This window comes from Saccharopolyspora sp. 7B, from assembly GCF_020177435.1.
GTDB lineage: Bacteria > Actinomycetota > Actinomycetes > Mycobacteriales > Pseudonocardiaceae > Saccharopolyspora_C > Saccharopolyspora_C gregorii.
In genome coordinates, this window is record NZ_JAIUKC010000102.1 from 1 (window position 1) to 11526 (window position 11526).

Consider the following 11526-nt stretch of genomic DNA (forward strand, 5'->3'; position numbering starts at 1 on the left):
CCCCGCCCGCCCCCCCTCTCGCGCTTTCCCCTCCCCTGGCCGTCTTGCCCGCTCTGGTGTGTTCCGTTCCGCGTAGCGCTCCGGCCCCGCGCCCCCCCCCCCCCCCCCCCCCCCCCCCCGACCCGAAGGTGCAGATCCAGCAGGCCATCGAGGATGCGCAGCGCCAGCACCAGGCACTCTCCCAGCAGGCGGCCTCGGTGATCGGCAACCAGCGGCAGCTGGAGATGAAGCTCAACCGGCAGCTCGGCGAAGTCGAGAAGCTGCAGTCCTCGGCCAGGCAGGCCCTGGTCATGGCCGACCAGGCGCGCGCCGAAGGCGACCCCGCCAAGGCGCAGAAGTACGAGGAGACCGCCACGCAGCTGGCCAGCCAGCTGGTCACCGCCGAACAGGGCGTGGAAGACCTCAAGACGCTGCACGACCAGTCCCTGCAGGCGGCCGAGCAGGCCAAGCAGGCGGTGGACCGCAACTCCCAGATGCTCCAGCAGAAGATCGCCGAGCGCACCAAGCTGCTCAGCCAGCTGGAGCAGGCCAAGATGCAGGAGCAGGCGTCCAACTCGCTCAAGCAGATGAGCGATCTCGCCGCCCCCGGCAACACGCCCTCGCTGGACGAGGTGCGGGACAAGATCGAGCGGCGCTACACCACCGCGCTCGGCGAGGCGGAGCTGGCACAGAACAGCGTGCAGGGCCGGATGATGGAGGTCCAGCAGGCCTCCCTCGACGCCGCGGGCTCGAACCGGCTGGAGCAGCTGCGCGCCTCCATGGGCGGCGGCCAGCAGCAGGTCACCAGTGGCGAGCAGGCGGGCGGCCAGACCGCGGAACCGGCGACCCGGCCGCAGCAGCAGCAGAACCCGCAGACCGGGCAAGCCTGATCGAGCCGGACGATGCCACCGCGGAAGAACGAGCTCGCGGCATGGGGCGAGGCCGCGCTGCGCGAGCTGCGCGGCCCCGTCGTCGGTGAAGTGCGCCGCAAGCTCGCGCAGTGGCGCGACCCGCGCGCGCGGCTGCTGCGCAAGCGCAAGCGGGCGCGGCAGAACGCCACCGCGGGCACCGTCGGCACCGGGGTGCTCGGCGTCGGCGCGTACGGGGCGTACGCGCCGCACGCGTTCGGCCTCCCCGTCGGCGCGGGCGCGCTGGAGACGATGCTCGACGTCGCCGCGTTCGGCGTCGGCGGAGTCGCCGTCGCCGCCGCGTTCGGCACCGTCGCCGAATGGCGGCGCTACCGGCGGCTGCTCCGGACCCCGTTGCCCGAAGCCGCCCCGGAACCGGTGGAGCTGCCGCCGAACGGCTCGCAGGCCCGGGAACCGATGCGGCTGCTGCGCGACGCCGAGCAGAGCCTGCACCAGGCGTTGACGCAGCTCGGCGGCGGCGGGTTCGAGGAGGCCACCGACGCGCGGGCCACCGCGGACCGCGCCGCGACCGCGCTGCGCGAAGTCGCCTCCCGCCTCCAGGCGGTCGAAGCGGCGTTGCCGCACGTACCCGCCACCGAGCAGGCCGACCTGCGCGCGGACGTGCGGCGGCTGCGCGCCGAACTCGACGAGGGCGTCGAGGGCTACCGCTACCTGGTCGCCGCCGCCGGGCGGGCCGTCGCCGCCAGCGGCGCCCCCGAGCAGCGCCACGCCGTGCAAGACGCCACCGACCGGCTCGCCGGGCTCGCCACCGCGCTGCACGAACTCGGCTGGGGCAGCGGAACCGCCGGATCGGCGGACCAACCTCGCACCTGAGCGGCGAAACCGCAGGTCGCGAACCCGGGTGATGACTCCACGTGGCCCCGGGTGACTTATCTCTTCACCCGGATGACCCCGTTACGGGTTGATTATGTGATGCCGAATAGTAATCTTCCCAGCGTCGCTACGTTACGTGGCGGCGATCCCCGCGGGTGGGGACAGTCGGGGAGGGCGATGTGGCGTTGTGGACCGTGCACGGCAACGGTCGTCAGCTGGTCGACGACGCGGTCGTGGGGTCCGGTGAACGGCTCAGCTGGCCGTTGACCTTCGGGTTCGGGTTCCAGCACCTGATCGCCATGTTCGGCACCACGACCCTCGTCCCGCTGCTCACCGGTTTCCCCGCCTCCACCACGCTGCTGCTGTCCGGCCTCGGCACGCTGCTGTTCCTGCTCGTCACCCGCAACCGGGTGCCCGCGTACCTCGGCGCCTCGGCCGCCTTCGTCGTCCCGATGGGCGCGGCCGTCGACCACGGCGGAGCCACCCCGGGCGCGCTGCTCGGCGCGATCATGATCGTGGGCCTGGTGGTGTTCACCTTCGGGGTCGCGGTCAAAGCGCTCGGCGTGCGGCTGCTCGAATCCGCGATGCCCCCGGTGGTCACCGGGGGCATCGTGCTGATGATCGGGCTCAGCCTCGCGCCGCAGACGGTGAGCTCGTTCAGCGCGCAGCCCGTGCCCGCCGCGATCACCCTCGCCGCCGTCGTGCTCGCCACCGTGCTCAGCCGCGGCATGCTGCGGCGGCTCGCCGTGCTGCTCGGCGTGCTCGCCGGCTGGACCTGCGCCGCGCTGCTCGGCCAGGTCGACCCGGCTCGGCTGGACGCCGTCGCCCGCGCCCCCTGGTTCGGGACGCCGGAGTTCGTCACCCCGCAGATGCACCTGTCCGCGGTGCCGTTCGTGGCGCCCATGGTGCTGGTGGTGCTCGTCGAACTCGTCGGCAACGTGAAGGCCGTCGGGGCGATGAGCGGGCGCAACCTGGACGGCCAGGTCGGGGACGCGCTCATCGGCGGTGGGCTCGCCACGGCGTTCTCCGGAGCGGGCGGCGGTTCGGCGCTCAGCAGCCACGCCCCGAACGTGGGGGTGATGGCCGCGGCCCGCGTGTACTCCACCGCCGCCTGCATGATCGCCGCGGTCGCCGCCGTGGTGCTCGCGTTCTGCCCGAAGTTCGGGGCGCTGCTCGGCACCATCCCGGTCGGCGTGCTCGGCGGCGCGCTGCTCGTCGTCGTGGGCGTGCTCGCGCTCGTGGGGGTGCGGATCTGGAGCGAGGCGGGCGTGGACTTCGCCGATCCGGTGAACCTCGCGGTGCTCGGGACCGCCCTCGTCGCCGGGGTCGGCGACCTGACGCTGTCGCTGGGGGCGCTGCGCTTCACCGGGCTGGTGTGGGGTTCCATCGGCATCGTGCTCGTGTACCCGGTGCTGCGGGGACTCGCCGACGCGGTCTCCGCGCGCCGGGATGCTTAGCGGTGGGGGACGGGTTGGCAGCGGGGGCAGTGGTAGGTGACCCGCTCCGCACCGCCATCGCGGTGGACCGGGCCGCCGCAGCGCAGGCAGGTCCGGCGGCCGTACACCCAGTAGCGGGCATCCCGGCGGAGATCGCCCGTGGTGGACCGCTCCGGGCTCCACGCGTTGCGCAGCAGCAGGTCCCGGCACAACCGCACCGCCCGCTCCGCGTCGACCTCCGCCACCGGGGAGTGCGGGGAGCGGCGCAGCAGGAAGCACACCTCGGTCCGGTAGATGTTGCCGACACCGGCCAGCACCGACTGGTCCAGCAGCGCCGCACCGATCTCGCGGGCCGGGTCCGCGGTGAGCCGCCGCACCGCCTCCGCCGCCGACTCCGGACCCCACTCCGGTGACAGCAGGTCCGGGCCCAGGTGACCGACCAGCGAGTCCTCGTCGGCGGTGCGCACCCAGCGCATCCCGCGCAGGTCGAACCCCACCGCGGTCCGGCCCGGTACCTCCAGCACCGCGCGTGCCCGGTGCGCCGGGCGGCGCCATCGGCCACCCGGCGAGTACAGGTGCCACGCGCCGTCCATGCCCAGGTGGCTGTGCAACGTCCGCTCGCCGGTGAAGCGGATCAGCAGGTGCTTGCCGACCGGGCGCGCCTCGCGCACCACCCGGCCGCGCAGCTCGACCTCGGCCAGGCGCGGATGGCGCAGCTCGCCGCGCACCACCTCGGCCCCCGCCAGCGCCTCGTCGAGGCGCCGGCAGGTCAAGAACACCGTGTCGCCCTCCGGCATCAGGCTCCCGGTCGGGCGTCGCCGTCGAACTCGTCCAGGTCCTGATCGCCCGGGTCGTCGTCGAACGAGTCGTCCGGCAGCGGATCCCGGCGGCGGCCGGCGCGCAACGTGCGGGCCAGCAGCAGGTTGAAGCCCAACGCCACCTCCCGGGCACCCGGCGTCCCCCACTGGTGGATCGGCATGCACGCGCCCTGCGCCTGCTGCACCGCGAGCCGGTCCGGCAGCGCCACCGGCATCACCAGCGGACCGAAGATCTCCCGCAGCTCCTCGATGCGGAACTGGTGCTCGTGCGACCGCGGCCGCACCCGGTTCACCACCACGCCCAGCGGTTGCAGGCGCGGGTTGTTCTCGGCCCGCTCCGCCTGCACCGCCTCGAACGCGCGCTGCACCCCGGACACCGCGAAGATCGTCGGCTCGGTCACCAGCAGCGCCCGGTCCGCCGCGATCAACGCCGAACGCGTCAACCTGCCCAGCGACGGCGGGCAGTCCAGCAGCACCAGCTGGTACGGCAGCTCGCCCTCCGCGATCAACGCGTCCAGCGTCGACAGCGCCTCGGTGAGCTTCGCCAGATCGCCCCCGCCGTCGTGCGGGCCGCCGTTGTGCAGCTCGGCGTCCTCCGACCCGACCAGGACGTCGACCTCCGCGCCCCACCCGCTCGGCGCCACCGCCGCGCGCAGCACCTCCGCCCGCGGATCGGACAGCACGTCGCTGAGACCCAGCCGGGTCTCGTCCGGCTCCAGCGCGGCCGTCGCGTTGCACTGCGGATCCAGGTCCACCACCAGCGTCCGAGCGCCGCGGCGCATGGCCGCCGAAGCGAGCCCGAGCACCACGGTCGTCTTCCCGACACCGCCCTTGAGGCTGAGCACTGCCACCGTTTGCACGCCCGTAGCCTACGGAACCGGACCGATCACGTGTGCTGCTGCGCCCACCGTCCCGCCCCGCCGGTGCGTCGCCCGGTCTGACCCGCCATTACGCTGCTGGCCATGAGATCCGACGCCGTCGACCGGGTGCTGGAAGAAGAGATCACCGAAGCCCGAACGCGCCGGGACGGCCGCCCGCCCCGAGTCCTCGACGTGGGCGGCGGCAGCGGGGTGTGGGCGGTGCCGCTGGCGAGCGCGGGCTGCGAGGTCACCGTCGTCGACCCCAGTCCCAACGCGCTCGCCACCCTGCAGCGCCGCGCCGCCGACGCGGGCGTCGACCGGCTCATCACCGCGCTGCAGGGGGACACCGAGGCGCTGCACGCCTTCGCGCCGCCCGGTGGGGCGGACCTGGTGCTCGGCCACGGCCTGCTCGAATACGTCGACGACGTCGCCGGATCGCTGGCCTCGCTCACCGCGGCCACCGCGCCCGGTGGAGCGGTGTCGGTGCTCGTGTCCAACCGGTACGCCGCGGTCCTCGCCAGCGCTCTCGCCGGGCGGCCGGCCGACGCGCTGCACGTGCTCCGCGACCCGGACGGCCGGTACCGGGGCGGCGGCGACACCGTGCTGCGCCGCTTCGACGGCGACGAGCTCGCCCGGCGGATGCGCGAGGCGGGGCTCGACGTGGAACTGGTCCAGGGGCAGGGGGTCTTCACCGACCTCGTGCCGGGGTCCGTCGCCGAGGGGCAGGGTGCCGACGCGCTCGCCGAACTGGAACGCGCCGCCGCGGCCACGCCACCGCTGCGGGACGTCGCCACCCGGCTGCACGCCGTCGGACGGCTCCGCGGCTGACCCCGAAATCCCACGTCGCACCGGGGGATTGCGCCGATCGGTTGATCCGACGGGATGATGTCGGCAACCTCCGAGGCGCGACCTGACCCCTGCGGGTAGTCGTGACGTCGCCGGAACCGTATCCTCGACGGTGACGCCCCCAAGCGTTCGCCGGGTTCCCACTCCGGAGGCCTGCCCTCCGGGTTCCGGCGCCACTGAGTTACCTGTGCCGGAGGAGGAGCCATGCCACTCTCCGAGCACGAGCAGCGACTGCTCGACCAGATCGAGCGCGCGCTCTACGCCGAGGATCCGAAGTTCGTCTCCACCGTGCGTGGCGGCCGGTTGCACCGACCGTCGCGGCGGCGTCGCCTGCAAGGCATCGCCGTCTTCGTGCTGGGGTTGATCCTGCTGGTGCTCGGCGTGGTGATACCGGTCAAACCGGCCGATATCCCCGTGGTGAGCGTGGTCGGCTTCCTCGTGATGTTCGGCGGAGCAGTTCTGGTGCTGTCCGCGATGCGTGGTGGCAGCCAGGAAGCGGAATCCGAGGGGGAGGGGAGCGCAGGCCCGGCGTCCGGTGGAGACCGGAAGAAGTCCGAGCCGCGAGCGCGCGGTTCCTTCGCCCAGCGGATGGAAGAACGCTTCCGGAAGCGGTTCGAGCAGTAGTCCCGACAGGGACGGCGGAGGCCGGAGATCGTCGACCTCAGGGTCGGCGATCCGTCCTCATCACCTAGCCCGATGGTCCTTCGACCGTCGGGCTGGTTTCGTTTCCGGGGGTGTTCGGGAGCCGTCGCCGGGGCTCGGCTCCGGGGCGAGGCGTCCGCAGCGGGTGGCCGGGAACCGGGCGACCGCCGCGTCCGCTCCGGATATCAACCTGATCACCCGGCGGATCGAGGTTCGGTCGATCAGGTTCCTGGCCTGATCTGGAGTCCTCGATCAGGGTCTCCGCTCGGTCGGGGCAGTGGTCGGTCAGGACTCCGGCCCGATCAGGACTCCGGCCGATCGCGGCGGGCCGCCGGCAACACCGACCGGGGGACCAGGCGGTGCCGCCAGGGGAGCGGTGCACCGTCCCGCAGCGCCGCCAACGCCCGGGGGAGCGCCTCGGCGGGCGCGGCGATCCCGGTGGCCACCGAGTGCCCGGCCGGGGCGTACCACTCGTGCTCCACCGCCGTCACCAGGTCGTCGACCGAGCGCGCCGCGTCCTCCGGCAGCTCCGCCGACTCGACGAGCGCGGTGGCGGTGGAGCGGACCGTGCCCGAGGCGTCCGGGCGGTGTCCGCTGCGGTCGGTGTGCTCGTCGAGCAGCTCGTCCCACGCCGCGCTCGCCGCACCGGCGGCACCCGACCGCACCACGGCGAGCCGCCGCCTGCGGCGGAACTCGCGCAGTCCCAGCGGAGCCGCGCCCAGCGCCAGCACCGCCAGCGGCACCGCACCCACCGCGATCCACGCGCCGGACCCGCCGGGGCGGTCCGCCTCCGGAACGGGCGGCTGCGCCGCGTCGCCGGGAGCGGGGGTCTGCGACGGGGCCGTCGAGGGCTCCGGGGACGGCTGCTGGGATTCGCCGGGCGCCGTGGTCGGGGACGGTGCGGGCGCGGGCGGGCTCAGGTACTCCGGCAGCGCGGTGCGGCCGTCGGTCAGCGGCGTCGGGTCGAACGTCACCCAGCCGTAGCGGGGGAAGAACGCCTCCACCCACGCGTGCGCGTCGTTCGTGGTGATCACGCGCTCGTCGCCGTCCCGGTGGCCGGGGGTGAAGCCCACCGCGACCCGAGCCGGAACGCCCACCGACCGCAGCAGCACGCCCATCGAGGAGGCGTACTGCTCGCAGAAGCCCCGCTTGCCGCGGAACAGGAAGTCCTCCAGCGCGTTCCCGCTCGTCGACGGCGCCGTGCTCAGGTCGTACCGGAACCCGTTGGACCGGTCTGTGAAGAACCGCTGCAGGGCCGCGGCCTTGTCGAAGTCCGTCGGGGCGTCCGCGGTGATCCGGCGGGCCAGGTCCGCGATGCGCGGCGACACCCCGCTCGCGTCCGAGTAGGCCGGGTCGACCGACGCCGGGCCGCTCGCCGCGCGCAGCTGCTGCGGCGACGGGGACGGCAGCGCCACGTCCTCCACGTACGGCCTGCTCTCCTGCCGGACCTGGGTGAACACCACGCCGCTCGTGGGGTCGTAGTTCCACTGCAGGCCCATGCCGGTCACCCCGCGCGGCACCCCGAAGATCGGCAGCCACGGGTCGCGGTAGCCGACCGGGTCGATCCGCACCGTCGCGGACGGGCCCGCCGCCAGCGTCTCGGTGCCGTCCGGCAGCGGCAGCGGGTGCTGCCCGGCGTCCACGCCCGAGGTCAGCTTGCCCAGCTCCCAGCCGCGGCCCGGGTCGAAGTGCTGCAAGGTCATGGCCCGCAGGTAGGTGGGCTGCGGCAACCCGCTCACCCGGAACAGGTCCACCGGGTCGTCCCGGTCCAGCTGCCCGCGCAGCGACGTGAACGGCCGCAAGCCGATGCCGCCGTTCGCCGAGCCGTAGCCGGTGGACGCCCCACCCGGCAGCCGGCCCTCGGTGCCGACCCCGGTGAACACCACCCCGCTCAGCACCGCCAGCACCCCGGCGGCCGCCACCAGCACCACGCCCCGGTGGTCGAACCGAGCCAGCGGCGAGGAGGCCGACGCGGTCTGCCGGTGGCTGCCCGCGCACGCCAGCAGCAGCGCGAAACCCGCCGCACCGGCTGCGAACGTCCACCACGGCAGCATGTTCGGCGCCAGCGAAGCCGGGATCGCCACCACGCACAGCAGCACCAGACCGGCCACCGCGGGCACGCCCGCGGCCACCGCGATCACGTCCACCAGCAGCGCGACCACACCGAGGCCGAGGCACAGCAGCACCTGCAGCGGGGGCTCCGCCGGAACCGGCGGCACGCCCTCCCTGGCCACCTGCATCGCCTGCCCCAGCAGGCCGGACAGCTCGCCGAACGCCGCCGGACCGGGCAGGAACCCGAGCACCGCCTGCCCGGTGAACAGCGCCGAGAGCAGCACCACCAGCGCGCACAGCTGCGCGAGCCCCACCAGCGGCGGCCACCAGCGCAACGTGCGACCCAGCAGGCCGACACCGGCCACCACGGCCACCGCCAGCGCCACCGGCAGCACCCAGCGCGCATCGCTCACGATTCCGGTGAACCCCGTGGACACCGCCAGCGAGGACACCGCGGCGGCCGTCGTGGCCACCGCCGTCGTGCCCGCCGGACGAACCCGGGTGCTCACGACACCACCCCCGGAGCCGCCGAGGCGACCTGGCACAACCGGCCCCACGCGCCCGCCATCGACGAGCGGGGACCGTCGACCACCACCACCGACCAGCCGGACGCGCGCAGCCGGTCCGCGGTGCGCTGCGGGGAGAAGGAACCGTCCGCGGGATCACCCGCCCACGTCCGCACGTCCAGCAGCAGCGCCAGGCTGCGCGCGCGCTCCGGGCGCAGCCGGGACAGCTCCTGCACCCCGGCCGTGCTGGTGGCGCCCAAGATCGCGATCAGCTCCTGCCCGCTGCCCGGGTCCTGCGGGCACACCAGGTCGCGCTGCGCGGACGGCCGCACCGCCGCCAGCGCGTCCAGCATCGCCGCGTCGTCGTGGCCGCCGTCGAACGGGCCGGGACCGCCGCTGAGCGTCGCCGCGTCCTCGGTGACCAGCCGCACCTGCTGGCCGTGCGCGTGCAGGTGCGAGCAGATGCTGGCCGCCGCCGAGACCGCCCACTCCAGGCTCGCCGCCGCTCCCGTGCCGCGGTGCGCCGCGGACCGCCGGTCCAGCAGCACCGTCACGCCGCCGTGCCAGGGCCGCTCCTCGACGCGCACCATCAGCTCGTCCCGCTTGGCGGTGCTCTTCCAGTGCACCCGGCGGATGTCGTCGCCGTGCCGGTACTCCCGCACCATCGTGTCGTCGTCGCCGTGCCCGGCGCGCAGCCGCGTCGAGCCGTCCTCCCCGGTGCCGAGGCCGGAACCGGCGGGCAGCCCGCCCAGCGGCACCACCTTCGGCACCGCGACCAGCCTGCTGCGCCCGGCGAGCTCGTGCTCGAACTCGGTGAGCCCGAACGGGTCGCCGATCCGGGTCCGCAGCGGGCCGATCTGGTGGATGCCGCGCAGCCCCGGGCTCGCCGGGTATTCCAGCACCGCACCCGACCTGGGCACCGACTCCAGCCGGAACCGCGGCCGGCCGCCCAGCGCGTGCGGCACCCCGTCCTCCAAGCGCAGACCGCCCATCGGCACCGCGGATGTCCCCGTCAGGTGCAGGCGCACCGAAGCGTTCCCGCCCACCGGGACCCGGCCCGGCAGCACCTCGCGCCGCGCCCGGATGCCGTGCTTCACCCGGCCCGCCAGCAGCAGCGCCAGCAGCGGCAGCACCACGACGAACGCCGCGATCCGCAGCAGGTCCCGCTCGTCGAGCACCACCGAGCACACCGCCGCGGCCAGGCCCGCCGCCAGCAGGCAGCGACCCCGCACCGTCAGGCCGGACAGCACGCGACTACCGCCGGGGCCCGGAGTCGCCCCGCGGCACCTCGACCCGGCGCAGCAGCGAGCGCACCAGGTCGGAAGCGGAACGCCGGGTCGCGCGGGCCTCGCTGGTCAGCACCAGGCGGTGCGCCAGCACCGGCACCGCCACGTCCTGCACGTCGTCCGGCACCACGTACTCCCGGCCGGACAGCGCGGCCTGCGCGCGGGCCGCGCGCACCAGCTGCAAGGTCGACCGGGGTGAGGCGCCGAGCCGCAGCTCCGGCAGCGTGCGCGTCGCGGTGACCAGCTCGATCACGTAGCGGCGCAGCTCGGTGCTGACGTGCACGTCGCGGACCGCCCGCAGCAGCGCGCGCACCTGGTCGGCGTCGGTGACCGGCCGCAGCTGGTCCATCGGATCGCGGCCCGCGTGCTCGTCGACCATCGCGAGCTCGGCCTGCTGGTCGGGGTAGCCGATGGACACCCGCGCGGTGAACCGGTCGCGCTGCGCCTCCGGCAGCGCGTAGGTGCCTTCCATCTCGATCGGGTTCTGGGTGGCGATGACCATGAACGGCGCGTGCAGCTCGTAGGTCTCTCCGTCGACCGTGACCTGGTCCTCCTCCATGCACTCCAGCAGGGCGGACTGGGTCTTCGGGGAGGCGCGGTTGATCTCGTCGCCGACGACGATGTTCGCGAACACCGGGCCGGGCCGGAACTCGAAGGCCTCCGCCTGCCGGTTGTAGAGCGAGACGCCGGTGATGTCGCTGGGCAGCAGGTCGGGGGTGAACTGGATGCGGTTCACCGTGCAGTCGATGGAGCGGGCGAGGGCCTTCGCCAGCGAGGTCTTGCCGACGCCGGGCACGTCCTCCACCAGGAGGTGGCCTTCGGCGAGCATGGTCACCAGCGCGATCCGGACCACGTCGGGCTTGCCGACGAGGACCTGCTCGACGTTGGCGGCGATGCGCTGCACGGTGCCGTGCAGCGCGGCGATCGTCGCGGGTTCGGACTCCCGCACGTACCCGCCGCTGCCGCGGGAAGCCGCGTCGGCGTGCCCGCCACCGGCGAACGCGGTGCCGGACGTGGGCATGTTGGGCGTCACGAAACCTCCAGGTGTTCGCTGAGCGCCGCGGCGTGCCGCCGTCCGCGTCGACGAGGGCCGCCGACTCCGTCGACCGGTGACGGGGGCTCGGCGATCGCGCGCTCAGGTGCCTCCGCAGTGTGCCAAACCGCAGGCGGCCGCCGTACCGGTGCCGGTGGCCTGGGGCGTTCCCCACGTTCCCCCACCGGAGCCCCCGGACGCCCCCCCCGCGGCCGGGGGGGGGGGGGGGGGGGGGGGGGGGGGGGGGGGGGGGGGGGGGGGGGGGGCCGGGCGCGCCCGCGCCCGGGGGGGGGGGGGCGCGGCCCGGCCCCACACGGCGCGCACCG

General features: G+C 74.6%; 9 protein-coding genes and 1 pseudogene. 5 read left to right on the forward strand and 5 right to left on the reverse strand.

The genetic code is table 11. From position 1 onward, the window contains the following. Nucleotides 1-119 precede the first annotated feature (119 nt). The 3 genes and pseudogenes from LCD33_RS16825 to LCD33_RS16835 all read left to right on the forward strand — a co-directional run. Nucleotides 120-869: pseudogene (locus LCD33_RS16825) on the forward strand (PspA/IM30 family protein); the annotation flags it as partial. Nucleotides 870-881: 12 nt separating this feature from the next. Continuing rightward, nucleotides 882-1721 (forward strand): hypothetical protein, encoded by an 840-nt coding sequence (locus LCD33_RS16830; protein WP_224961172.1) that lies wholly within the window; start codon nt 882-884, stop codon nt 1719-1721. 179 nt (nt 1722-1900) lie between these two features. After that, on the forward strand, nt 1901-3178 hold the full coding sequence (locus LCD33_RS16835; RefSeq protein ID WP_224966782.1) for a uracil-xanthine permease family protein: 1278 nt from the start codon (nt 1901-1903) through the stop codon (nt 3176-3178). On the opposite strand, the gene LCD33_RS16840 is transcribed toward LCD33_RS16835, so the two are convergent. Together LCD33_RS16840 and LCD33_RS16845 are read right to left on the reverse strand one after the other, a co-directional pair. Then, on the reverse strand, nt 3175-3954 hold the full coding sequence (locus tag LCD33_RS16840; protein WP_224961176.1) for an Fpg/Nei family DNA glycosylase: 780 nt from the start codon (nt 3952-3954) through the stop codon (nt 3175-3177). The genes LCD33_RS16835 and LCD33_RS16840 overlap by 4 nt on opposite strands. Continuing rightward, nucleotides 3954-4835 (reverse strand): ParA family protein, encoded by an 882-nt coding sequence (locus LCD33_RS16845; RefSeq protein ID WP_224961178.1) that lies wholly within the window; start codon nt 4833-4835, stop codon nt 3954-3956. Before LCD33_RS16845 ends, LCD33_RS16840 begins: the two co-directional genes overlap by 1 nt. Before the next feature lie 102 nt (nt 4836-4937). Here LCD33_RS16845 and LCD33_RS16850 point away from each other — a divergent pair, with 102 nt between their 5' ends. Next, on the forward strand, nt 4938-5663 hold the full coding sequence (locus LCD33_RS16850; RefSeq protein ID WP_224961180.1) for a bifunctional 2-polyprenyl-6-hydroxyphenol methylase/3-demethylubiquinol 3-O-methyltransferase UbiG: 726 nt from the start codon (nt 4938-4940) through the stop codon (nt 5661-5663). Nucleotides 5664-5885: 222 nt separating this feature from the next. Then, nucleotides 5886-6305 carry a DUF3040 domain-containing protein gene (locus tag LCD33_RS16855; protein ID WP_224961181.1) on the forward strand — a complete coding sequence of 140 codons (420 nt, stop codon included), beginning with the start codon at nt 5886-5888 and terminating at the stop codon, nt 6303-6305. 320 nt (nt 6306-6625) lie between these two features. Here LCD33_RS16855 and LCD33_RS16860 read toward each other — a convergent pair whose 3' ends face one another. From LCD33_RS16860 to LCD33_RS16870, 3 genes are read right to left on the reverse strand one after another with little or no spacing between them, the layout of a single operon-like run. Beyond that, on the reverse strand, nt 6626-8884 hold the full coding sequence (locus tag LCD33_RS16860; RefSeq protein WP_224966783.1) for a DUF3488 and transglutaminase-like domain-containing protein: 2259 nt from the start codon (nt 8882-8884) through the stop codon (nt 6626-6628). Further along, nucleotides 8881-10131, reverse strand: a complete 1251-nt coding sequence (locus LCD33_RS16865; protein WP_224961185.1) for a DUF58 domain-containing protein — start codon at nt 10129-10131, stop codon at nt 8881-8883. The genes LCD33_RS16860 and LCD33_RS16865 overlap by 4 nt, the downstream gene beginning before the upstream one ends. Before the next feature lie 4 nt (nt 10132-10135). Continuing rightward, complete coding sequence (locus LCD33_RS16870; protein WP_224966784.1) at nt 10136-11200, reverse strand: MoxR family ATPase; 1065 nt, start codon at nt 11198-11200, stop codon at nt 10136-10138. Nucleotides 11201-11526: the final 326 nt, after the last annotated feature.

What these genes read in the sequence shown, in the direction of transcription:
- LCD33_RS16840 (WP_224961176.1), bottom strand. Translation starts at nt 3,954, where the DNA reads ATGCCGGAGGGCGACACGGTGTTCTTGACCTGCCGGCGCCTCGACGAG.
- LCD33_RS16855 (WP_224961181.1), top strand. Translation starts at nt 5,886, where the DNA reads ATGCCACTCTCCGAGCACGAGCAGCGACTGCTCGACCAGATCGAGCGC.
- LCD33_RS16850 (WP_224961180.1), top strand. Translation starts at nt 4,938, where the DNA reads ATGAGATCCGACGCCGTCGACCGGGTGCTGGAAGAAGAGATCACCGAA.
- LCD33_RS16830 (WP_224961172.1), top strand. Translation starts at nt 882, where the DNA reads ATGCCACCGCGGAAGAACGAGCTCGCGGCATGGGGCGAGGCCGCGCTG.